The sequence below is a fragment of the Streptomyces sp. NBC_00400 genome (assembly GCF_036048035.1).
GTDB lineage: Bacteria > Actinomycetota > Actinomycetes > Streptomycetales > Streptomycetaceae > Streptomyces.
Genome location: NZ_CP107940.1, coordinates 3,870,239 through 3,892,864, shown reverse-complemented (window position 1 = coordinate 3,892,864; position 22,626 = coordinate 3,870,239). Strand labels below are relative to the sequence as shown.

The following is a 22,626-nucleotide window of genomic DNA, read 5'->3' as shown; positions in this document are numbered from 1 at the left end:
TGCAGCTACCTGGTCAACGGTCAGCAGCGCACTCGGCACCGAGGCCACCTTCCTCCTGGCGGAACCGGAGTTCTTGTTTGATCTCGTAGCGGACTTGGGCAGCGAGAAGTTCTTCGCCGGGGCGGTAGCCGGAGGCGAGGTAGGCCCAGGAGGATTCGGTGACGAGGGTGCTGCTCTCGTCCGGGGCGTGCAGGCCGGCGCGGGCACGTGCCTGCTCCACCCGCCAGGCCCTGCGCACATTGCGGAGGGCGCCGAGGGTGGTGGAGTAGCGGCGGGATTTGGTGGAGAAGTGGCCGCGGAATCCGAGCATGTGCGCCCACTTGGAGAGCTTGAGGTCAGCGAACTCGGGGAACTGGCCGAGTTCCCATGCCGTGCCGATCATGCGGCGGACGTGATCCTGTACGGGCAGGTTCTCGATGGGCTCGGTCTGTCCGGTGCCCTCGCAGTGAGGGCACAGGTCGCGAAAGCGGCCGGGCGGAATGTCGAGGCGTGGGCGGCTGCCGTCGGGGTTCCTGGGGGCGTCCGCCCGCTTCCATAGGCGCTTGCGGCGATACCCGTCGGGCCCCGTCTGGTAGCCGCGCCCACCGCAGGGGGCGCAGATCAACGAGCGGTCGACGGTGCCGGAGTCTTCGGCGCTCTTGGTGGCGTACTTGGCGACGTATCCGGCGACGGCCTTGTCGGTGAGTTCGCCGTCGCCGAGTGCAGTGATCTGGCGGACGTCGAGGCGATCACCCCAGCGGATCTCGCGGTCTCCGGTGTGGGCGGACGTGACCGTGAGACGGGCGCGGGTGTCCCTCCCGCGGGATTCCGCTGAGTTCTTGATCGTGGCGCTCTCGATAGCGGTCTTCAGGGCGTCGACGGTGGCCCAAGTGGGCGGGGGCTGGTTGCTGCCCTTGGGCCCGTCGAGGCGGATGACGGCGTGGAAGTGGACCAAGCCGCGCTTTTGGTACTCGGCGACCTTGGCGAAGGAGATCCGCAGTGCGGCATTCAGAGCCTTTTGGGTCATGCCGAGGTGGGCGGCGAGGGCGCGGCGGATGTAGGTGGTGGTCCGGGCCCACAGGGCGCCCGCGTGGGCGTTCCAGAGGACGGCTCCGGTGTAGTCGTAGGTGGACGGGCGCAGCGGCGTACCCAACTCGACTGCGTCTTCCGCATGTTGGGCACCGCAGGCACAGCGGGGCTTGTCGGTGGGGCGGTTGTGGACGGGGCCGAAGGAGGGAGCGGTGAGGGTGGCGAAGACGCGGGGGTGGGTGCGGACGGCTTCGGGGACGGTCTTGCCGCCGGAGAGTCCGGCCTTGATCAGGTGGTAAGTGTCGGCCGCGTAGACGCGGGAGCAGGCGGGGCAGCGCGAGGCTCGGCGGTTGCCGCAGGTGGTCAGAAGGCGGCCGGTCGGTTCATTGGCGGTGCTGTAGGAGCGCAGGACGGTGCGGGTGGTGGCGTCAAGGGTGGTGGTCTGGCCGACGAGGTTGACGGGCCGGGTGCATCCGGCGACTTGGCGGACCTGTTCGTTGACGCGGCCGAAGTCGCCGAGGTTGGCCAGCTCGATCAGGTCCCGCACGGCGAGGCTCTTCACGTGGCGCAGGTCGAGCACGCGGGGCATGGGGGCTGTCCTTTCCGTTGAGATGGGGCCCCGAGCAGCACTGGACAGGGGTGTGGTGCTGCTCGGGGCATGGCGGACCAAGCCCGGTAGGGCAGGGCGGGGGAAGTTGCCGGAAAGGCCGGCGGAGGGTCAGGCGGTCAGGGCCTGGTGTGCGGCTGTGGCCAGCGGGAGGGCGACGCCGAGTCGGGCTTTGAGCTGGGCGGCCGTGATGGGCTCGCTGTGCTCGGCCTGGTGGGATGCGGCGATCTTGCGGGCTTCCTCCAGCAGCGGAGCAGGTACCTGAGTCGAAGCCGCGGGGGCCTCTGCTGCTCTGGCCGGAGCCGCGACCGGGGCCGGGGCGGGAGTCGGCTCGGGCACAGGGACCGGAGCCATGTCCGCAGGTTCCGGAGCCGGTGCCGGTTCGCTGGCCGGGGCCGGGGCCGGGGCCGGGGTGGTGTCGGTGGAAGCCGGGGCCGGGGCGGGCTGCGTCACGGTGTGGAAGTGGCGCAGGAGCTGGGGGCCGACTGCTCCCCAGCCGAGGAGGAGCAGGGGTGCCACTGCGTCCACGCAGGCGCGGCCCCAGTGGTGTGCGATGAGGGGTTCGGCGATGTTGAGGGCCAGGGTCAGTAGCCCCGACAGGTGCATCAGCCGGGAGGCGGAGCGCATCTGTTCGGCCGGTATGCCGCGCAGGGACAGGTAGCGCAGAGCCACCAGGAGCCCGACCACGGACAGGTCGACCATGGGGGCGATCAGCGGTGCGACGGGGCGGGGGACGCCCAGGCGCAGAGCCAGGGACCAGACGTTGCCGAAGGAGAAGACGAACGCCAAGGCGGCGATGACGGCCATGACCACGGTCACGGTGCGCTGAGTGATCCGGTCCTCAGACATAAGGGGTCACCTCCTTCCAAGTGCTCGTTGGGCCGTGGTTTTGGTCAGGCCGCCTTGGGCCTGCTCTCGTCGTCCTTGGCGAGCAGGACCCGCTGCACCGCCCCGTCAGGAAGCTGTGCGCTCAGGAGGTCCGCCGGGTCATGGGCCAGGTGCGCGGTCTCTGCCGCGATGCGCACGGCGTCGGCCTCTGCAACGAAGGGAGTGCGGATCCGGGTGAAGCCGGGACGGCCCTGGTGCTGCATGACCGCCACCCCGACATAGACCGGGTCTTGCAGATGGATCGGATTGGCATCCGCCAGTCGCGGATGGCCTCACCCAGCGCGGCCACGGAGGCTTCAGCCGTCTTCTGTGCGAAGGACATGCCCACCGTGCACACGTCCCGGATGAAGGTGGGGATGGCGTCACCCGTGGTCTTCTGCGTGGTCAGGATGACCAGCATGCCGACACTGCGGCCCTTCTTCACGAGATCTTCGATCAGCCGGGCATTCTCCGCTGCCAGGCCGGCAAGCTTCTTGGACTCCTTGTCGTTGCCCTTGTGATCGCGGAGATAGGTGTGTGCCTCATCGATGATCAGCACCGTCAGCGGCCACTTGGAGGAAGGGCCGACATGCCACATGTCCTTGGTCTTCAGCACGGCGCGCAGTGACGACGAGCGTGCCTTGCGCAGGTTCACCAGCCGCTGGAACAGCTTGTTGGCCTCTTCAAGGTCATCGCCGACGAACGCGAAGAGCCGGTCAATCAGGTCGGCGTAGTCGCCCTCGTGGGACGCCGACACCTTGCCGTCTGCCACGGCGAACTGAATCGCGGGAGAGGGTGCGCAGTCACAGATGAACCGGTTGATCAGTGAGGACTTCCCGAAGCCGGGCAGGCCGGCCACAGTCACACCAGGCACCTCCGCCAGGTCCACGGACACACTCTGCGCGTACTCATCCAGGCCCAGAAGCCACTTGGTCAGCTTCTCCGGCTGCTTACCTGTCGGCACATGCTCGGTGGGGGTGATCAGCGGATCGACCCGCACACCACGGATCACCACATGCCCAGGGCCGTCCGGCAGTACGGAAACCCGTTCGCAGCGCCAGGCGTCCGCCAAGAACCGTGCAGCCTTCTGGAACTCCTCCAGGCCAACCTTGGGCAGGCAGTTCGCCCGCACCACGACGCCGTGGCGGTCCGGCTTCACCTTCAGCGCCGGGATACGTACGCGTGGCTTAGGCGCCTGGTCGGAATCGCTGTTGCCCAGTGAGGCCAGCAGCGCAGGAGTCTTGTCGGTGACGGACAGTCCGGCCATCGGAGCCAGCCGCTTCCAGCCCACCCGGACACGAACCGCCTGGCGGATGCTGGCCCGCATCATGCGATCCGCCGCTATGTAGCGGCCCAGCCACACGGCCCCCATGACCCCGAAGGCGGTCAGCACCAACATCGCCACCATCGGGGCGTAGATGGTGAGTTCGTTGAGTGTCACGTCTACTTCCTTTCTTCGTCGAGGAAGCCCCACAGGGCCGTATCGAGGAAGCCCCGGTCGAAGTCGTTGATGACCTGGGGAATCTGTGAGCGACGAGCACGGCCGCTACGTCGTGCGTGACCTGTTCGCTGAAGCGGCCATCGGGCCGGGGGCTGGGACCGGATAAGCCCGGTCCCAGCCCGGAATGGAGTCCCTCACTCCGCCAACTCCCCGACCACCAGTGCCTTGGCGCGGTAGGCCACGCCCGAGGACACCTGACCGTTGAACAGGTTGGCCCAGGGGTTGGCCATCAGGTCCACAGTCCTGACCGGCACACCGGGCTTGAGGCCGTCGGGCAGACCCGTCTGCGGAACGGTGACCTTCAGCGCCTCAGCGCGCTCGCCCTCCATCAGGAAGATCATCACCGTGTACAGCGGGGCGTTGGTGTCGCGGTCGAGGGCGCGCTCCCCCTTCTCCTGGTCCGCCCACTTCGCCACGGGGAGGGCACCCACCATGAGCTGGGTCTCGTCCGTCAGGCCGACGCGGATGCTCGTACGAGCCATGTGTTTCTCCCTTTCGATCGGCACCCGCTGTGTGCGGTGCTCGGTGACTCCATTTACACATAGCCCAGCTAGCTCAGTCAAGTCACCGAGCTAGAGATGTGTGACCTAGCTCTGTGGGGGTGGGCTTGTTTCCTGGGTTAGCAGGGCTATCGCGGGCTACCCTGAGGCCATGACGCCCCCTAGCCAGCACGACCCACGCCCGCCTTACCAGCAGGCCGCGGACGAGATCCGAGGCGACATCGAGGCCGGCCGACTCAAGCCTGGCCAGCAGCTCCCCTCGCACCGCGAGTTGCAAGAGCGTTTCAACATCGCCAACATGACGGCTCGCTCCGCACTACGCGTGCTGCGAGAAGAGGGGCTGATCTACACCGTGCAGGGGCGCGGCAGCTATGTGGCCGACAAGCCCGGCGAGCACAGCGGCGACGCCGAGGTGGCCAAGGTCACGGGGCGGAAGGCGGGAGCAGGCCCGGAGGGCGGCGAAGCCACCGGGCCTATCGACGAAGCGATCCGCGCTCTGCATGAGCAGCTCCGCACTCTCAATGCCGCATTCCAAGAACTGCGCCGGGAAGTGGACGACCTGAAGGCGGAGCGAAAGCAGTCCTAAGCCGGCGCCTGGTCCTTGCGTAGCTCGGCAAGGTCCTCCCGCACCGCCCGTATCTCCTCGCTCAGGCGCACCGCCATCGCCGTCATCTCCCGGAGCAGGGTGAGCGATTCTGCTTGCCGACCGGCAGCCGAGGCGTCCAACTCGTTCTCGTTCATCGCGTAGATCCCCGTCCTGTGCGTCATTTCGCTTCCACCCCAGTCAGCCCCAGCGCCCTTACCGCCCCGCTTACCGAATCCGCCTGCGGCGGTAACGGAAGTGGCACGACCGCCCTGGTAAGGCCCGTGGTAAGCCCCTGGCAGGCGCGGTAAGCGCGGATTCGTTCACTACGCGCCTGCACCTGGCCATAGTCACCGTGCAGGCATCTGGCACCACCTTGCAGACGAGGCGGCAGAGACGCTGGAGCGATTCCCGCCCTGCGGTCCAGCCCGTTCCGCCATCCCGTCCTGCGGGAAACGAACCACACCGGCGTCCCATCCGGCAGACCCGCTCGCCGCTCACTGCTCACCGCGTACACGGCACCTGCCTCCACTCCTTCAGGCCACCCAGCCAAGCGTCCTGACCAGCCATCACGACACCAGCCGATCCCGGATTTCCCCAGTCCGGCATCCCGTGCCAAAATCCCGGCCCTTCTCGACAAGTCCAACCCCCTGTCGGACACCACCTCGGACACGCGAACTCTTTGCCAGAAGGCCTGTGGACTGAGTCCGGCGATCAGCGATACGAAGCCCCATAGATCTGCGCGGTCCAGGGCAAGCAGGGATGCGAGCTGCATGAGTGAGGGAGCAGCCGCGGGACGCTTCGCAGCAGCGGCGAGGCGGAGCGCAGGCGAGCTGTTCAAAGTTTCTTTACTGGATCAAGGCGGCCCGCTACGCGGGCCGCGCGCGCTGGCGGCCGAAGGCCGCCGACGCTCCTGTCTACCGCCCCGCTCTCGGCAGCCCCCGGCAGCTCAGCGCGCAAGGACAGCAAGCGCTCCGACAGAGCCCAGGAAGCAACCCGACCAGCCCGAAGCAGCACCAGCAGGCCGACACCACGACAGCACCCGCCGCAGGCACCGCGACCAGGCGCGCGCCGCCATCAGCCAGGGCCGAGCCAAATCCGCAGTGACACCACGCAGTTCGCGAACCGACCCAGGACAGAGCAGAGGGGCGCAGGTCCGCTGTGGCGTGGGTGGCACACGTGACGGGCGCTCGTCACGGCGCGGGCGCATCGTGGCTGACTTTCGGTGGCTCGGGGCCACGACCGACGCGATCATTCTCGACCCGGCCGGCGGCCGCCAGAAGACAGTAGAGCTCCGACCAGCTACAGCGTCATAGCCGGTCGGAGCTCTGTTCTCACCGCGCAGACTGACCCGCGCGGTCCATGTTCACCCGGTCAGATACGGGCCTTCGTGCTGTGTGGTGGAGGCGTCAGCGGCTGGGGCGTCGTGGGCGCGCAACTCGGCCAGCCGCCTCTGGTAGAGCGGCCCCGCGACGTGCGCCGCACGCGCCGGAGTGGGAGAGGCTTGTTCGATGAGGTGGTGGGCGGCAGCTTTCACAGCCGCTGACCAGGCCAGCACATGTTGTTGAGCGGTGCGCCCGCACTCCTGGGGCTCGCCCGGAAGGCAGTGCGGGAGAGCGGGGCCGTGAGCTTGTTCCGCTTTGACGGACACCATTGGTGTGGTGGTCAGGCTGCGAGTGCAGTCTCGTATTCGGCGGGGCTGCGATAGCCGAGGCTGCTGTGCAAGCGGTGCAAGTTGTACCAGCTCTCGATGAAATCAAAGATCGCGGTGCGGGCGGCGGCCCGAGTGGGCCAGGCGGCGGTGTGGAGCAACTCGCGCTTGATGGTGGCGAAGAACGACTCGGCGAGTGCGTTGTCCCAGCACTGTCCGGTGCGGCCGACTGACAGACGGATCCCCAACTGGTCTGCCAGCGAGGCGAATTGCTGGCTGGTGTACTGACAGCCGCGATCCGAGTGGAAGATCACCGGACCGGCGGGGCGACGCTGCCGGCAGGCGGCCGTGAGGGCATCGGCGACCAGATCGGTCCGCAGGTGGTCGGCCGTCGCCCAGCCGACCACGCGACGGGAGGCGATGTCGATGACGGTGGCCAGGTAGAGCCAGCCCTCCTCCGTGGCGATGTAGGTGATGTCGCCGCACCAGCGGGTGTCCAACGAGCCGGCGTCGGGCTGGAAGTCCCGGACGATGAGATCGGGCCGCACGGCAGCTCGTGGATCGGGGATCGTCGTCAGGTGCCGTCGCCTGCGGTGTCGGCCCTGCAGGCCGGCAGCCCGCATCAGCCGCGCGACACGGCGCCGGCCGCACCCGACGCCCTCCCTCTTGAGTACGGCATGGATGCGCGGGGCGCCGTAGCTTCCCCGCGATCGCGTATGAACGTCGGCGATCTGTTCCGCCAGCTCGGCGTCACGGACCGCCCGTGGGCCGGGCGTGCCGCTGCGGCGGGCGTAGAAGGCGGTCCGGGAGACCTTCAGCAGCTCACACGCTCGTTTGACGCTGTGACCTGCACGCTTCTCCGCCTCGATGAACGGGTGCACCGTCACCGGGTCTCCTGCGCGAAGAAAGCCGTGGCCCGCTTGAGGATGTCGACATCCTCGCGCAGGCGGCGGTTCTCCCGCCGCAGCGCGGCCAGTTCCTCTCGTTCGCTGCTGGTCAGGCCGTCCCGCTCGCCCGCGTCGACCTCGGCCTGCTTCACCCAGTCGCGCACCGCGGTCTCGGTCAGATCGAAGTCCTTGGCGATCTGACCGACCGAGCGGTCACCGCGTCGGCACAGCTCCACGATCTCGGCCTTGAACTCGGGTGTGAACGAGCGGCGAGGGCGAGGCTTCTTCTTCCCCATGCTCTCCATGATGGACATCCTCCCGGGGGTGAACCCCTGATCTCGGATGTCCGTCAAAGCGGATCAAGCTCAGCCGATCTTGTTCGCCGCGTGGCGCACATACCGGGCGATCTGGTCCCACTCTTCTTCGGTCCGCTGCACAGCTCCGGGGTGCTGCTCTTCCAGCCACCTGCCGAAGTCGTCGCCGTGATCAACCATGTGCGTGCTCCTACGACTCGATCAGCGCTTACGCGGGTGCGCCGATCGTAGCCGCGGCGGGCGCGGCTTCCTGCGGATCACAGTGGCCCACCGAGGGCACGCACGGGCTGCACGGTCCGCAGCTCGGGAGGAACTGCGGGGGCGTGCAAGACTGCGCCGGCTTCAGGCCCTGCGCAGCTGCGATTTCTGCGCGTGCTTCTGCCGTGCCGGGGCTGTTCCAGATCTCGGCGAGCGGGGTCTCGCGGATGTTGCCAAGGGTGATGAAGCGCCCCAGAACACACGGCCAGACGTTGCCATCCGGGCCGATTGCGCATTGTCCAAGGGCGCAATGACCGCACAAGTCATCAACCGTGGGATGAGCCCCGTTACTCCCGCGTCCGAACGCCCGTGTCCGGTCTCCGCCGACGTGCTGCACTCCGAGGGTTGTCAGGTCTTCCGCCGCTTCGTGCACGCGCTGTTGCGCGTGAACCGCGACGACGCCGCCGCGGAGCGGGACGCCCAAGCTGAGCGCCTTCTTGATGTTCGCCCTGGTGCGTCGGTGGGAGCCCCGCAGGTTGGTCACCTTGCCGTGATCCTGCGCGCTGTCGGAGTAGTAGGACGTGGCGAGATTGACCCCGCAACGGGTGAACACGTCCCACAGATGTTCACGCACGTACGTGAGGTTAGAGAACACTTCGATTGCCAACCCCGCCCCGTGGGCGTACGAGATCAGCTCGTGCAGGTACGGGTACAGGGTCGGCTCACCACCGATGAACTGCACATCGCGCGCGCCGATCTCCGCTAACTGGTCGATGACACCCTTCCAGTCATCAACAGTCATGGTCCCGTGGGTTCCCTGCGGGGACGAGTCGGCGTAGCAGTGATCGCAGTGCTCGTTACAGAAGCCCGTCACTTCCAGCCACGCGAACTTCAACGGCTTTTGGGCAGCACTCATCGTGACACTCACTCCTTGGGATTCGCGGCAATCGGGCCTAGTGACCCGAGCGGGTACCGAAAGGCGCGCCAGCCTCAGAACGGTCCGCCGAAGGCAGGTACAGGCTGGTCGGTACGGGGGGCCGTCCTGGTCGCAGCGGGGAGCTGGGAGCGACCAGGACGGGTACCTAGTGGCAGGGCGCCCCGTGGGGGCGTGCCGGCAGTTGGCTTACGCAGCAGCCAATGCGCCCACCAGATCGAACGCTTCGGCCTGATCGGCGCTTTCGTCGTCCGTGCTGGCGGGGTCGGGCATCTCGGTGTCGGTCGTGACGGTCTCAGGCTGTTCCGTCTCGGGCTGTTCCGTCTCAGGCTCCGTACTGACGGGCATGCCCGTCTCCTCTCTCTCGTTGGTCCCGGCCCGATTGGAACCGGGGGTGCCCGCCCGTTCGTCACAGCGGGGCGGGCATCCGCCATCGGTGGGCTATCGGCCGTGATGGGTACCGGCGCCCTCGGGAAGTCCCCGCCGATGGCGGAAGTCATAGGGGGCTACCGCTCCCGCGGTAGACAAGAAGTCGACGCTGCATCCAGCGCGAGAGTCTTTCCTTGCCTCAGGCAGCTCTGGGCTCTAAGGACTGCTGCGGGGACCGCAACGGCAGGGGTGTCGGGGAGCGTGATGTGCCGTCGTGGCGGCGCCGGGGTCCACGTCCGGAGAGCTGACTGGTGCCGGCGCGCTACGGGCATCACTGGCCCCAACGAGGACCACAGCAGGACCGCCTGCGCCGAGAAGAGCGAGGGCAGCGATGGGGCGCCAAACGGCTAACCGAATCGACGACTCGGGGCGCGGCCTGGCATGCGAGCCGCTCATTTGACCGCCTCGATTGCAGAGGGGTCTGTTGTCCACTCCAGGCCGCCGGCCTCAGGCGCGAGCCATGCCACAGGTGGAGTGTCCGGAACCCTGAGCACAGGGCCGAGGTTGTTTCCCTTCACATCCGGGGCAAGTGCCCGGAGGACACCGCGCCGATCGCCGTGGGCGTGGTCGATGACCAAGCGACCCAACAGCGGGTGGTCCAAGTGGCCGAGTCCAAGAGCCTGCCTGCTCATGAAGCGCCCCCTCGGTCAGCAGGGAAGCCGCCCGGGGGCATGGCAGCCTCATCCAGAGTGAGGTCGTTGTCCGTCGGCTCGGTGTGCACCTTCAGGCGAATAAGGGGAGCTGTCCAGCCGTCACCACCGCCTTCCGGTCGCAGGTGGTAGACGGTGGTCCCGGTGTCCTCCGGTAAGGCGACCACGACACCGGGGCACCGCCGTTCGGTGTCGTATGCGAGGTCTCCGCGATCGGGTGCCCATCCAGCAGCTGCATCGGCCAACGCGCGGCGGCGCTGGACGCTCTGTGGGGTGCGTCGTCCTTCCGTCATGCAACAGACGGTAAGGACGCAACTACCCACGAATATGAATCAGGGGAATAGCTCCTGGTCATCCAGGTGAAAACGGCTCGACATTCCCCGCAACTGCTCGCGGGTGGACGCGCGTTCGGCATAGACGATCTTGCGGAGGGTGGCCCGCGCGATGGGGTGGTTGCGGATCAGTTGAGGCGCCAGCCTCTCGGCTTCTCGCAGCTCCCCAAGAGCCTTGTGCCGGTCCCCGTCCCACAGCCACGCTCGGGCTAGATCCATGCGGTGATGCCCCCGTCGGGAGTTGGGCAGCACGGCCAGCTGCTCCGGGTCAGCCTCATTGTTCAGCCGCAGGGCCTTGGTCTGGTTGCTCATCTCCAGGGCGACGTTGATCCCATGGATGGCCACATTTCCAGCGGAGAACGTGAGCGAATGGCGGTCGTCTACTGGCGGTCCGCTCCTGGCGTCGCCACGTTCTGCGGCCTGCCGAGCAAGGCCGATGCGGTGATCCGCTTCGGCGGGATTGTTCGCCCGCGCCGCGGACACAGCCGCACGGAGCTGGAGACTTCCCCAAGCCCGTACGGCGAGCGGCGCACCCTCCTCGTACTGCGATTCGATGCCGAGTAGCGCCTTGTCGGCGAGGGCGGACGCGTCGGCCCAGTCGGCGGTCGCCCACATGTCCCATACCCGCATCCAGTCCGCGACGGCGGGCATCACCGGATCGCCGGACAACCTGGCCGCCCAGGACGCGCGCTCGCACGAGGTGGCAATCAGCTCGGGATGGCCCAGCGCATGGGCAGCCGTGTGCGCGAACTTGCAGCACACGGCGTAGACGCCGAAGGCTTCTTCCTGCTCGTGGCCGGCCGAGACTTCAGCCAGAGCGTGAGCTTCACGCAGCAGGTCAGGAAGGCTCCGCAGAATCGCGACGTTCGCCGCTGAGTCCCGGAGCCGGTGCAGACGCTTCATCTCCTGCCAGAGCGCGCCTGAGGGGCGGGGTGTCCCGTCAAAGACCGGCGTCAGGTCGTAGCGGCGCAGCTCACGCAGGATGGAAGCCGCAGCAGGCTGCCACTGGTTGTCTGGTGCGGTCCCGACGTAGGGACGATCGATCAAGTCGTTCGGGTGGCAGTGCAAAGCGGCAGCGATGCCGTTGATCAGCACAGCTCGGTCAAGCTCGATGTGCCCCTTCTCGACCTTGGACATCCAGCCTTGAGACTTGCCTACTGCCGCTCCTAGATCAGCCTGTGGCATTCCGAGACTGAGCCTACGGCGCTTGATGCGACGACCAATGGCCTCTTGCTCTTCCAACTCGTGCGCCATGCTGGACTCCTGGTTCCGTTCAGGCTCGACATCAGAACGGTACTCATCCAGATCGGGCGGGTGAACAGTAAGGGGGCCTGCCTCCTCCAGGGCATGGGGCCAGCCTTGCCGAACACCTCGCCCGGCTCTGTCTCCCCGGACGGTGTGCCCCCGTCTCGGTCTGTTGCCCGGTCCGGCGGGCCTGAGCCAGGAAGGTCTTGCCGGGGCAAGGCGGCGTTTCCGGTCTCTTCTGTGCCCGGTCAGGTGAAGATTGTGGCTGATTGCCTGCTCAGTCTCTTCGGCCGGCTCAGGGGTTCTAGCGCCAACGCCGTTCAGTTAGGGCGGGCTCGGTGGTGTCAAGGGCTGCTTGTGAGCATGGTGATGCTGATGGTGGCCTTGTAGGTGGTGCGGTCGATGGCGGGTCCGCGTGCGTTGTATTTGGAGATTGCGCGTTTGACGATGCGGTCTTTGGTGCGGACCCGCCTGGCCGGCAGGAGGTGAGCCAGGACGTGACGGCCGATGGTGCCGACGAGATCGATGTCGGTGCCGGTGATGACGCCCGCGGCCAGGACAAGTTGGTCTCGGGCAGCGGCGAGGGCCGTGGTGAAGCCGGCCCGGTCCGGGTCGGTGCCCGGGGCGCTGTCGGTGGCGTCGGTCATCGCAGTGCGTAATGCCTGGTAGGCGGTCAGCAGGGCCCAGACTTCCTGTTCGATGCCGTCGGGAGTGCGGGCCCGCAGGACACGTCCGCCCAGAGTCGTCGACTTCAGCTCGGCGTAGGCGGTCTCGATCTCCCAGCGCTCGTGGTAGAGCCGGACGAGTTCACCAGCCGGGTGGGTGGCCGGGTCGGTAAGGGTGGTCAGCAGCCGGTAGTGGCCGGTGCGGGTGCCCTGGGCAGTGCGGATGGTGATCTCGGCGTCGATGACGCGCATGGTCAGCGGTCCGATCCGGGTCAGTACCGAGCCGTCGTGGCAGCGGGCCACCGCGGGCAGTTTCCGGTTGGCCTTGCAGCGGACGAGCAGATGGGTGCCGGTGGCGGCCAGTTGGTTCAGCAGGGCGGCGGAGGAGAAGTTCCGGTCGCCCAGCAGCAGCATTCCGGGCCGCAGGCTGTCTGCCAGGCAGCGGGCGTATTCCAGCTCGCCATGCGTGGCCGGGCCGAACACGGCCCCGATCACCGACCGGGTGCCGCAGGCCACCAGCGCGGCCAGACGCAGTTGCGGGTAGCCCGAGGTCCCGTTGCCGAGCCGCTGCCGGGTGAACACCGCGAGGTTGGCCGGGCAGTCCGGGACCGGCAGCAGGGTGCCGTCAACCGCGACGACCCTCAGTCCCCGCCACCGCCCGGCGGCAGCGGTCGTGGCCGCGGGTCCGCTCACCAGGTTGAACAGCGCCTTCATCGGTGCCGGACCCAGCCGCTGGCGGGCTTGGCGAAGAGCACTGCCGCTGGGCCGGAGCAGCGGCAGGCCCGCCAGCCCGGCGCACAGCCGGTCGAAGACCTGCTGGTAGCCCAGCCCGTTGAAGAGTGCCGCGGCCGGCAGCAGGTACACCGTGACCCGCGCCGGCACCAGCCGGACCCTGCGCTGCACCGCACCGGTCTCCGCCAGCACCGCATCGACCATCTCGAACGGCACGATCCGGGTCAGCTCACCGATATGCCCCGGCGCGAACACCCCGGCCGCTACCCGGGCCGTCCTGGTTATGGCAGCCTGTTCCAACAGCGGAGCTCCCGTAGTGAGGATGTCTTGGAGGACAGCCCTCTTCTACAGCAGCTCCGCTGCCTCGTTCACCAGCCTTGACGAACGACCTCCGCGCCTAACTGAACGGCGTTGGTTCTAGCGCTTTTGCGGCCGTGGCCGTCCGGTCGCGGGTGCCGAGCGGGATCGGAGTTGTCCAGTCTCAGATCGGGTGAGGACGACGTAGCCGGAGCGGCTGCGGAGTCTATTGTCGGGACAACGTGCGCAGGATTGTGTGGGGCGGGCGCTGGGACAGGGCCGGTACGGGAATGTGCTGCTGAGGGCGATGCTGCACGGCGCCGGCCGGGCGCGGCAGGGGTATCAGCTCACCGATCTGGAGCAGCTGATGGCGGGCGCTCACCTCCCGGCGGACATGCGTACGCCCCGCCGGAGGGGGGAAGCGGCGGGGCGTACGAGTGAGGAGCCAAAGTTGCCGGGCAAACGCCGAAGGCAGGCCAACATTAAGGTGGAGCGTCGACGATCCCGCCCGCACGATTGTGCGGTAAATGCGGGACACGGCTGATGCTTCAACCGGGCGCACTGGGTGGCACCTTCCGCTTGCTTGGGCGGTATCGTCCGGGCTCCCAGGCGGACGGCATATATTATCTAATAGCGAGAGAGGTCCTCAGCGATAGGCCCGGAGTCGGGGACGCGGGACCACCACCATTTCCTCCCCTGTGCGTCGACCTCGGCAACTCTCAGCATGCGATGTTCGGGGTCATCTACCGTGTATGACCGAAACAGCCCATCTGCCTCGGCGACATATCGCTCCATCTTCTCTCGAAGCGAAGGGCGAAGTTTCTGCAAAGCCCTCTCCAAGTGGTCACGCAGGAACAGCGTGCCGGCGAGATCGTGCTCGCTCCAAACGCTGCGATCCGATGAGGGTAGCGACCGATCCGAATTAATCTTCTTTACGCCATTCTCCCATGCAATCGCGAGATCGATGGGATCGCGGCGCGTAGCGCCAAGGGTGACCGAGGCTTCTCCGATCTCCGACACCTCGGTTTCGTTGAACACGTTTTGAAGTTCGGGAGGGATGATTCGCACTTCTACCTTCCGGGGTAGTAGGTTGTGGACTTCCAGGGCATGTCGTAGTTGACGATTACTCGAACGCCATTATGTTCGAATTTCTCGGCGTTTTGGCCTGGAAGTTTCTGGGGTTTCCCATTTGTCAGGGCAGCATCTATCTCTGATTTAGTTGGGCGCCCCATCGCGGGATTCCCGTCGCCAGTGTGCCCGTTGGTAAATTCGACGATCTCATCCTTGCTGAATTCGCTATGGCGGAACCCTTCCTCGGCCTCGTACTCGTCGCCGGCTGCGCCAGTGTGGTCCGTCCGCATCGGCGACACTCGGTCGTCGCCGTTCATGTGCATCACCATGTCGGTGGCGCTTGCGGCCGTAACGGCTCCGCCGGAACCGATGAGCCCGGCAGAGGCAATGTTTACAGGTACGCCGACAGCTGCTCCAGCACCCGTGATGTCTAGCGCGCCGCCGCCTATCTCACCTGCGCCCCCCAGCAACATCATGCCGGTTCCGGCGACCATTCCCGCAGCATCGAGGGGATGGTGAATGATGTTGTTTCCGAAAGAGGCAAGGCTGTTGACGACGGTTCCGGCTGCGTTCTCAAGGCCAGCGCCGGCGTTCTCGAAGAAGTCACCGACCTTGCTCCAGAAGCCAGGCTTCTCCGGCGCCTTGTCTCGTGCTGCCCCGACTGCCTTAGCGGCGGTGTCACCTGCGTCACTTAGTTGTTTGCGGGCCTTATTGAGGGTTTCTCGGGCATTCTGGCGTTTCGATTCTCCAGGGTCATGGAACGTCAGCTCGTGCCCAGCTTGCTGTTCGGCTTGCTGATGCTGAGACTTTGCCTGGCTTGTTGCGGTCTCACCCTCGTGCCATTGCTTGACTGCGTCGGAAGCCTGTCCTTGCGCCCAGGTCAGGGTGTGGCAGTAATTTTCCAACGCGTTCGCAGCGTCGTGGAAGCAATCTCCAGCTTGTAGCCACTTGCTCGGCTGTCCTTCGAATACTTCCCGGAAGGCGTCACCGGCCTTCCCTGTCCAACCGTCAGCGGTGTCGATGCGCTTTAGTCCTGCTCCTGCCTTATGCAGAGCATCGCCACGGGTGCGAATCGCCTTGAGGAGAACAGTTACGGAATTCGGAACGCCGGGAATGAGTTCCTTTGGGTCGGTGGTTTCGTCGAGGTCCATTGACATCAGTGCACTCCCGGGTCCCCGCCGCTGTGGCGTTCCAAAATGCCGTCCAGGTGCCCTTTTAGGGAACTGTCCGTGTGCAGGTAGCTCTGTACACTTCTGGATAGTCGGCTGGCGATCTCCTGTCCATCCTTCGCCAAATGTTCTATCCCCAGCTCCCAGCGGTCACAGAAATCTGTGACGGTCTCGGCAAGGTGTGCGTGCCCTATATCACCTTGGTCCCCGACTAGGTCGCTGACCTTCTTGGTGTTTAGGTCGTACAGCGTGGCATTGACGCCCTCCGCCGCCTTCTCCAACGCTCCGAGATCGACTCGGAACCCCTCCGACATTCGCCCCCCCATAGCTCCTTGCTGGCCATTTCTGTCATGAGCACATCCAGTGTCTCACTGTCCTTCAGGAGAGCCATCAAACTAAGCCAAGGCCATAGAGTGCGTAGGCGGGTGGTCCGGCGAAGGACTGGCCGGCCAGGGCGGCCTTGGTGCCGCGCGCACGGAGCCGCAGGGCCGCTGGCTTCCTGCCTCGGTGAAAATGACGGCAACCTTGACGGCAACGACAGCACACGGGGGCCGACAGCGGCCGACATCGGTGCACGGGCCGGCGAAGCAGGCGTAGATGCTGCACAACCATGCCCAAAGCTACGGATCAGAAGGTTGCAGGTTCGAATCCTGCCGAGCGCACAGCAGGTCAAAGCCCCCGCCGGGTCACCCGGACGGGGGCTTTGTCGTGCCGTACAGCAGCGAAGTACAGCAACCGGGTCAGCCGGTGCCACGTCGAGGTGGACGAGCTCGCCGGGGTGTACAAGAACACAACACGCGGCATCGTCGCCCTGGTCTTCCGCTGCAAGCCAGCCGGAGGGTGGTCCCGCAGGAGCTGTGCGAGCTGGTCCGGTGGTGCCGGAGACGGTGGTCATACGTCCGCAGGGCGGCAGGCGTAGCGGAGCCGGAGACGGTCAGTGCCTGGCAGGCGGCTCTTCCCGTCTCCACTGCCTCCAGGTGTCAGAGGTGACGGCGGCCGGTGTCCGGCCGCCGTCGAGCGCTCGCGAGGGTGCGGCTGGGGGTCAGCCCAGGCAGCCAGGGACCGCGGTGGGGCTGCCGGTGCAGTTGGTCGGGTGGTTGTTGCGGACGGAGCTGAGGAGGAGTGCGACGCTTCCGCTGTCGTTGTAGATACCGCCGGGAGCGTTCGTGGCGGTGTTGTCAGCGACGCGGCTCTCGACGAGAGTGGTCGTGGCTCCGGCCCCGCCGAAGTTGGCGACTCCACCCCCGACACCCGTCGGCCCTGATGCCGTGTTGTGGCTGATGTCGCTTTGAAGGATCTTCAGTGTCGCGTCGTTGGCCACCCCGCCGCCCTTTTCCTGCGCCGTGTTGTGGGTGAGGGAACTCTGGGCGATGGTCATATCGCCGTCGTTGGCCAGACCACCGCCGTTATGGATCACGGTGTTGCCTGAGATGATGCTCTGCGCGACGCGGGTGGTGGAACCGGTGTTGCCGCCGATTCCGCCGGAGAAGTCGGCGCGGTTGTTACGGATGACGGATTGCACGACGTTGAGGGTTCCGTCGTTGCGGATGCCGCCGCCGAAGTCGCCTGTCGCGTCACCGTTGCTGATGGTGGTGTGAGCCAAGCTCAGTTTTCCGGAGGCGTCCACCTTGAGGATGCGGAAGGCGGGGGCCGATCCTGCGCGGGTGATGGTGGCGCCGTTGCCCAGGATGTTGATCGTGTTCTGGACGGACGGCAGGGGGCTGGGCAGGGCGTAGACGCAGCCCGGTGCCAGGATGAGCGTGCCACCTGAGGCGTTTGCCGTGGTGATGGCGCTCGTCAGTGCGGCGGGGGAGCACGGGACCAACGTCTGTGCGGCTGCCGGTGTGATGGCGAGGCCGGTGGCCACGAGGGTTGCGCCGGCCACGGTGGCGAGTGTGCGGATTGCCGTTCTGCTGTGCTTCATTGCTGCTCCTGGGATGTGTGGAGACGGAGAGTTCACGGGCTTTTTCCGGTGCGCCCGGGAACGATTGCGGGTTCGATGCGGCGCGTTGTACCGCTTGTCGAATTCCGCTCATGGCGTGTGGTCGGCGTCCGGCCAGATGTCGCCGGAGCGGGCGATGAGGACCGCTAACGCCAGCCGAGTGAATTGACCGTCAGGTGAGCCGGATGGGCGTCACCTTTCAGGTTCTCTTGCGCCTCTTGACCGGAGCACCGTCCGACTGGTGAGGGGCGGGCGGCCCGGCAGCGCCAGGAGCCATGCTCGTCGGCGCGGCCCCGGAAGTGCCGTTGGGCTTGTCAGAGGGTGATGACGGCGCCGTGGGCGGTGGCGGGCTGGTGGTTGGCGTTGCCCGCGTAGGTGGCGGTGTATCCCCGGTTGAGGATGATCAGCGGCAGCGCCAGGATGGCGGGGCAGACCGCCACTCCCTGTGCGTCGGTGAGGACGGTGCACAGCGTGTTGTTGCCGGTGGTGAAGGTGATGGGCTGTCCGGGGATCGGCTGTCCGGTGTCGAGGTCGGTCAGCGTCGCGGTCAGAATCCCGGCGTAGGGGTGGGGCGGGAAGATCTGGACGATCGCGGGGGTGGCGACCAGCTGGGTGCGGTCGCGGGTGTAGGTGAAGGGGATGCTGGCGCTGCCTCCGGGGGTGGTGACGGTGACGGTGACGGTTCCGGCCGCGTGCGGGGGCAGGGTCGCGGTGATCTGGTTGTCGGAGACGACGGTGAAGGGCACCGGGGTGCCGTTGACGGTGACGCTGGTCGCGCCGGTCAGGCCGGTGCCGCTGAGGGTGACCTGGGTGCTGGCGCCGGCCGGGCCGCTGGTGGGGACGATTCCGGTGAGGGTCGGGGCCTGTGTGACGTAGGTGTAGTTGGTGGCGCTGATGGCCGTTCCGCCGGGGGTGGTGACGGTGACCGGGCCGCTCGCGGGTGCGTGCGGTGCCGTGATGGCGACGATGGTCGTGTCGTTGAGGACCTGGAAGCTCGCGGCGGGGGCTCCGGCGAGGGTGACCGCGGTGGCGCCGGTGAACCCGGTTCCGGTGATGGTGACTTGTGTGCCGCCGGTGGTGCTGCCGGAGGCGGGGGTGAAGCCGCTGATCGTCGGGGCCGGGGTGACGTAGGTGTAGGTCGCCGGTCCGGTGGCGGTGCCGCCGGGGGTGGTGACGGACACCAGGCCGGTAGCGGGTGCGTGCGGCGCGGTGATCGCGGAGATGTGGGTGTCGTCGACGACCTGGAAGCTGGTGACCGGGGTTCCGGCGATGCTCACGGCGGTCGCACCGGTGAAGTTGGTGCCGGTGATGGTGACCAGGGTGCCGCCGGAGGTGGTGCCCGAGACCGGGTTGATGCTGGTGATCGTGGGTGCGGGAGGGACGAAGGTGAAGCTGCCGCCCGTTCCGGTGCCCAGGGGCACGGTCACGCTCGCCTGGACGGTTCCGGCGGCGTGCGGGGGTGTGGTGGCGGTGATGGTGTTGTCGTCGACCACGATGAAACCGGCGACGGGGGTGGAGTTGAGCGTGACGGCGGTCGCTCCGGTGAAGCCGCTGCCGGTGATGGTGATCGGGTCGCCGCCCAGTGTCGAGCCGGACGCCGGGGTGATGCTGGTGACGATCGGCCGGATCTGCAGGACGCTGACGTTGTTGCTTCCGTTGTTGGTGACGTAGAGGAAGTTGCCGTCCGGGGTCACCGCGTCCCGGGAGGGCTGGGTGCCCACGGCCAGGGTGGTCAGGATCGTGTTGGTGCCGGTGTCGATCACGCTGACGTTGTTCGCGCCGAAGTTCACCACGAACACCCGGGTGCCGTCCGGGCTGACCGCCACACCGGCCGGGGTCCCGAAGCCGCTGATGGTGGTGACGACGCTCGGGGGGCCGGTGGTGGTGTCGATGACACTGACGGTGCTGGAGCCGTTGTTCGCCACGTAGGCGAAGTTGCCGTCAGGGGTGAACGCCACTCCGATCGGGGTGCTGCCGACGGCGACGGTGGCGGTCACCAGGTTCGTGCCGGTGTCGATGACGCTGACCGTGCCGCTGCCGGAGTTGGTGACGTAGACGGTCAGGCCGTCGGGGCTCACCGCCACGCCGTTCGGCAAGCTGCCGACGGTGATGGTGGCCACCGACAGGTTTGTGCTGGTGTCGATGACGCTGACCGTGCCGCTGCCGTGATTCGCGACGTAGGCGAAGGCACCGTCCGGGGTGATGTCGATCTCGAACGGGTTGGCGCCGACGGTGATGGGGGATCCGGTGATCGTGTTGGTGCCGGTGTCGATGACACTGACGGTGTTGCCGCTGCCGTTGGTGACGTAGACGAAGCTGCCGTTCGGTGTGATCGCCACATCGATCGGTCCGTTCAGGCCCGTGACGGTGGCGGTCACCAGGTTCGTGGCGGTGTCGATGACACTGACGGTGCTGGAGCCGTTGTTCGCCACGTAGGCGAAGCTCCCGTTCGGAGTGATCGCCACGCCGATCGGCCCGGTTCCCACGGGTACCAGCGCATTGGCGAGCAGCATCGCCACGGCCGGCGACGTCATCGCGGCAAGTCCGCCTTCGAACGGGAGCGTTGCGCCAGGCAGGACGCCCCCCTGCGACAGCATGGCGGCGACAATTGCCGCCGACATCTCTCGTCCCGTGGGGCTCATCGGCGTCGCCTTCGCCCCGGCCATGTGCAGCGGGAGCGACTGCGCGGTGGTCCACATGTCTGTCGTATCCATGACAGCCTCCTTGGAGTCAGGGGCCGTCAACCACCTGTCTGGGGCCGCCTTGTTCGCCACGGCTCAGCGGGTGGTGAAGTCTCCTCAGCGGGGGTGCTCACACCGCAGCCATACCGAGGTCTCATGTGCTTCCTGGGCACGGCCGTCCACCCCCGGTGAGGGATGGGCGGCCCGCCGGAATTCACTCACAGCAGTAAGACACCGCCGGAAAACCGCGTCTACGCAGCCGACTGAATTTGACCCGTATGGCGGAGCGCGCGGAGTCACCGCTTGACGGTGTCCTGCAGGGCCAGGAGAGCACCTCGGCCGTCGTCGACGTCCTCGCTGTCGGCGTGTGCCGTGCTTGCCATGCCGCCCAGTCCCAGCGTGGCGGCGGTGGCGGCAGCTATGGCATTGCGTCGGAAATGCAAGGAAATCCCCCAGGTCATGGATGTTCCGTCGGCTGCGCGGGGGAAGCCCCAGCGGGCGGCGACGGCGTGGACAGGGGGGAGTGGAGCAGGGGGATCTTCAGCGGGGTGGGCAGTCGATGAGGCCGGTGAGTCGGTGGCGGACGTGGGTGGCGGTCTGGGAGGCGTCGAGGTGGGCTACGTCCACGGTGAGGACGTTCCATGGGGTGGTGGCCAGGAGGCGCTGGGTCAGGGCGGCTTCGTGGTGTAGGTGGGCGGCGGCCGAGGCGAGGTCGTGGACGGAGCGGGTGCCGGGGGAGGCGGCGAGTGTGGTGACGTACCAGTTTGCCCAGTCGGGGCCCTCGCGGGTGAGGGCGCGTTGGAGGGCGGCCGAGGGGTCGTCGTGCAGGTAGACCACGGTCACCTGGGTCGGTTCGACGGCGGTGGTCAACTCGTGCAGGACGCGGGCGAGGGAGGGCTCGTCGTGGCCCCAGGCCACCAGGGAAGGGATGAAGGGCAGCAGCGCGTCGGTGACCAGGACGTCGATGCCGGCGGCGCGGGACTCGGCGAGGTAGGCGCGGGTGGATTCGATCAAGGTCTCGGGCCGGACGCTGTGGTTGCCGTCGGCGAACTCTTCGGCCACGGGGCGGAAGGCGGGGCGGGTGAGGATGTCGGCCTCCGGGAAGTGGTCGACCGTTGCTCCGGTGTCCTTCAGCCAGGCGGCCAGGGAGCGGCAGAGGGTGGACTTTCCGACGCCCGGGCTGTTGCCGACGACTGCTATCAGGTGCCTCGTCATGGCGGCAGCTTGGCATGAGGGAGGGGGAGGGGATCTGTTTTTGGCCTCAACTGGTCTGTTGATGTGGCGAGTTGAGTGGGGGTGGCGTGGGCGGGGGGTGGCGGTGAAGGAAACGATTAGGCATTGGTGGGGGAGTGGCGTAATGTTCAGTTCACCGACGCGGGGTGGAGCAGCTCGGTAGCTCGCTGGGCTCATAACCCAGAGGTCGCAGGTTCAAATCCTGTCCCCGCTACTGATAGCCGCAGGCCCAGTGGAATTTCTTCCACTGGGCCTGCGGCTTTTGTGCGTGCGGGGGCGGGCGGCGTCCGGTGCGTGCGGTTCAGCCGTGGACCGGTGGGGGCGGGGCTGTGTAGTGGGCGGCCGGGCCGGTGTGGGGGCGGGCCAGGCCGGGGTGGAGGAGCAGGTCGTCGTCGTAGTCGCCGTTGTTCTGGTGGCGGAAGGGCAGCGGCTCGGTGGTGGGGAGGGTGCGGAGGCGCTTGCGCAGGCGGGTGGCGGCGGTCGCGTAGGCGGTGGGGGTGGTGCGGTCCGCGCCGGGGATCAGGAGGGGCGGGACGACGGAGATCCCGGTGTACCAGAGGGTGCCGTGCTGGAGGGGGAAGAGGAGATCGTTGAGGTCTCCGTTGACGCCGCGCGGGCCGAGGGTGGCGGCGCGGGCGCCGGCGGTGGTGATGACCATGGCGCGCTTGCCGGTGAGTCTGCCGTCGCCGTAGCGCCGGGGGCGGCCGGTGGCGGGGTCGGTGAGGCCGAAGGCGAAGCCCTTGACGAAGACGCGGTCGAACCAGCCCTTGAGGATGGCCGGCATGCCGTACCACCAGAGGGGAAACTGGATGATCAGCGTGTCCGCCCAGGTGAGTTTCTGCTGTTCGGCGTCGATGTCGGGACTCAAGCGGCCGTTTGTGTAGCCGCGTTCCGAGGCCGTGCCGATCCGGAGGCGGTCGGCCGGGTCGTGGTCGTAGTCGGCGGCGTCGACCACCGGGTTCCACTTCATGGCGTAGAGGTCGGAGACGCGGTGCTGGTGGCCGTGGGCGTCGAGGGTGCGCAGCCCTTCGGCCAGGAGGGCGCCGCTCAGGGAGCGCTGGTCGGGGTGGGCGAACAGCCAGAGGACCTTCATGTCCTCCACTGTCCCGGGAGCGGTGGGCGGCATACGA

General features: G+C 67.2%; 21 protein-coding genes, 1 tRNA gene and 1 pseudogene. 3 read left to right on the top strand and 20 right to left on the bottom strand.

The genetic code is table 11. The features are described 5' to 3' along the window. Positions 1 to 13: 13 nt before the first annotated feature. The 4 genes from OHS81_RS16885 to OHS81_RS16870 form a co-directional block, all read right to left on the bottom strand. The gene (locus tag OHS81_RS16885; RefSeq protein WP_328385577.1) at positions 14 to 1,597 is read right to left on the bottom strand and encodes a replication initiator; all 1,584 of its coding nucleotides are present in this window, start codon (positions 1,595 to 1,597) and stop codon (positions 14 to 16) included. A gap of 129 nt (positions 1,598 to 1,726) precedes the next feature. Beyond that, positions 1,727 to 2,464 carry a DUF2637 domain-containing protein gene (locus OHS81_RS16880; protein ID WP_328385576.1) on the bottom strand — a complete coding sequence of 246 codons (738 nt, stop codon included), beginning with the start codon at positions 2,462 to 2,464 and terminating at the stop codon, positions 1,727 to 1,729. Positions 2,465 to 2,585: 121 nt separating this feature from the next. Next, positions 2,586 to 3,923: a cell division protein FtsK gene (locus OHS81_RS16875; protein ID WP_328385575.1), complete on the bottom strand. Its 1,338-nt coding sequence runs from the start codon at positions 3,921 to 3,923 to the stop codon at positions 2,586 to 2,588. A 194-nt stretch (positions 3,924 to 4,117) separates the two neighbouring features. Next, a complete protein-coding gene (locus OHS81_RS16870; RefSeq protein ID WP_266738976.1) occupies positions 4,118 to 4,465 on the bottom strand; it encodes an SCO3933 family regulatory protein in 348 nt (115 codons plus the stop codon). A 169-nt stretch (positions 4,466 to 4,634) separates the two neighbouring features. Between OHS81_RS16870 and OHS81_RS16865 the strand changes: the two genes are divergently transcribed. Beyond that, entirely contained in the window at positions 4,635 to 5,069 is a 435-nt protein-coding gene (locus tag OHS81_RS16865; RefSeq protein ID WP_328385574.1) for a GntR family transcriptional regulator, read from the top strand. Here the strand turns inward: OHS81_RS16865 and OHS81_RS16860 are convergent. The 11 genes from OHS81_RS16860 to OHS81_RS16810 all read right to left on the bottom strand — a co-directional run bounded on the left by OHS81_RS16860 (position 5,066) and on the right by OHS81_RS16810 (position 15,628). Beyond that, positions 5,066 to 5,251 (bottom strand): hypothetical protein, encoded by a 186-nt coding sequence (locus OHS81_RS16860; RefSeq protein ID WP_328385573.1) that lies wholly within the window; start codon positions 5,249 to 5,251, stop codon positions 5,066 to 5,068. The genes OHS81_RS16865 and OHS81_RS16860 overlap by 4 nt on opposite strands. 1,480 nt (positions 5,252 to 6,731) lie before the next feature. Beyond that, complete coding sequence (locus OHS81_RS16855) at positions 6,732 to 7,604, bottom strand: IS3 family transposase (protein ID WP_328385572.1); 873 nt, start codon at positions 7,602 to 7,604, stop codon at positions 6,732 to 6,734. Next, positions 7,601 to 7,909, bottom strand: coding sequence for a transposase (locus tag OHS81_RS16850; protein ID WP_328385571.1), 309 nt, complete (start codon positions 7,907 to 7,909; stop codon positions 7,601 to 7,603). Before OHS81_RS16850 ends, OHS81_RS16855 begins: the two co-directional genes overlap by 4 nt. Positions 7,910 to 7,969: 60 nt before the next feature. Then, complete coding sequence (locus tag OHS81_RS16845) at positions 7,970 to 8,098, bottom strand: hypothetical protein (protein ID WP_328385570.1); 129 nt, start codon at positions 8,096 to 8,098, stop codon at positions 7,970 to 7,972. A gap of 28 nt (positions 8,099 to 8,126) precedes the next feature. Beyond that, complete coding sequence (locus OHS81_RS16840) at positions 8,127 to 9,032, bottom strand: radical SAM protein (protein WP_328385569.1); 906 nt, start codon at positions 9,030 to 9,032, stop codon at positions 8,127 to 8,129. 207 nt (positions 9,033 to 9,239) lie between these two features. After that, positions 9,240 to 9,398, bottom strand: coding sequence for a hypothetical protein (locus tag OHS81_RS16835; RefSeq protein ID WP_328385568.1), 159 nt, complete (start codon positions 9,396 to 9,398; stop codon positions 9,240 to 9,242). Positions 9,399 to 9,871: 473 nt separating this feature from the next. Then, on the bottom strand, positions 9,872 to 10,111 hold the full coding sequence (locus OHS81_RS16830; RefSeq protein WP_235449927.1) for a hypothetical protein: 240 nt from the start codon (positions 10,109 to 10,111) through the stop codon (positions 9,872 to 9,874). Positions 10,112 to 10,461: 350 nt separating this feature from the next. After that, entirely contained in the window at positions 10,462 to 11,715 is a 1,254-nt protein-coding gene (locus OHS81_RS16825) for a helix-turn-helix domain-containing protein (protein ID WP_328385567.1), read from the bottom strand. A gap of 335 nt (positions 11,716 to 12,050) precedes the next feature. Continuing rightward, on the bottom strand, positions 12,051 to 13,403 hold the full coding sequence (locus OHS81_RS16820) for an IS4 family transposase (RefSeq protein ID WP_328384961.1): 1,353 nt from the start codon (positions 13,401 to 13,403) through the stop codon (positions 12,051 to 12,053). A 624-nt stretch (positions 13,404 to 14,027) separates the two neighbouring features. After that, positions 14,028 to 14,438 carry a hypothetical protein gene (locus tag OHS81_RS16815; RefSeq protein ID WP_328385566.1) on the bottom strand — a complete coding sequence of 137 codons (411 nt, stop codon included), beginning with the start codon at positions 14,436 to 14,438 and terminating at the stop codon, positions 14,028 to 14,030. A 32-nt stretch (positions 14,439 to 14,470) separates the two neighbouring features. After that, a complete protein-coding gene (locus OHS81_RS16810) occupies positions 14,471 to 15,628 on the bottom strand; it encodes a putative T7SS-secreted protein (RefSeq protein ID WP_328385565.1) in 1,158 nt (385 codons plus the stop codon). Between the two features lie 763 nt (positions 15,629 to 16,391). Here OHS81_RS16810 and OHS81_RS16805 point away from each other — a divergent pair. After that, a pseudogene (locus OHS81_RS16805) lies at positions 16,392 to 16,505 on the top strand (NUDIX hydrolase); the annotation flags it as partial. A gap of 177 nt (positions 16,506 to 16,682) precedes the next feature. Here OHS81_RS16805 and OHS81_RS16800 read toward each other — a convergent pair. The 4 genes from OHS81_RS16800 to OHS81_RS16785 all read right to left on the bottom strand — a co-directional run bounded on the left by OHS81_RS16800 (position 16,683) and on the right by OHS81_RS16785 (position 21,478). Next, positions 16,683 to 17,564: a hypothetical protein gene (locus tag OHS81_RS16800; RefSeq protein WP_328385564.1), complete on the bottom strand. Its 882-nt coding sequence runs from the start codon at positions 17,562 to 17,564 to the stop codon at positions 16,683 to 16,685. Positions 17,565 to 17,896: 332 nt separating this feature from the next. After that, positions 17,897 to 20,296, bottom strand: a complete 2,400-nt coding sequence (locus tag OHS81_RS16795) for an IPT/TIG domain-containing protein (protein WP_328385563.1) — start codon at positions 20,294 to 20,296, stop codon at positions 17,897 to 17,899. 263 nt (positions 20,297 to 20,559) lie between these two features. Further along, positions 20,560 to 20,724: a hypothetical protein gene (locus OHS81_RS16790; protein WP_328385562.1), complete on the bottom strand. Its 165-nt coding sequence runs from the start codon at positions 20,722 to 20,724 to the stop codon at positions 20,560 to 20,562. A gap of 79 nt (positions 20,725 to 20,803) precedes the next feature. Next, on the bottom strand, positions 20,804 to 21,478 hold the full coding sequence (locus OHS81_RS16785; RefSeq protein ID WP_328385561.1) for a hypothetical protein: 675 nt from the start codon (positions 21,476 to 21,478) through the stop codon (positions 20,804 to 20,806). Between the two features lie 158 nt (positions 21,479 to 21,636). On the opposite strand from OHS81_RS16785, the gene OHS81_RS16780 reads away from it, so the two are divergent. Next, positions 21,637 to 21,710: transfer RNA gene (locus OHS81_RS16780), tRNA-Met, on the top strand. Positions 21,711 to 21,797: 87 nt separating this feature from the next. Here the strand turns inward: OHS81_RS16780 and OHS81_RS16775 are convergent. Continuing rightward, positions 21,798 to 22,589, bottom strand: coding sequence for an NAD(P)H-dependent oxidoreductase (locus OHS81_RS16775; protein WP_328385560.1), 792 nt, complete (start codon positions 22,587 to 22,589; stop codon positions 21,798 to 21,800). Positions 22,590 to 22,626 lie beyond the last annotated feature (37 nt).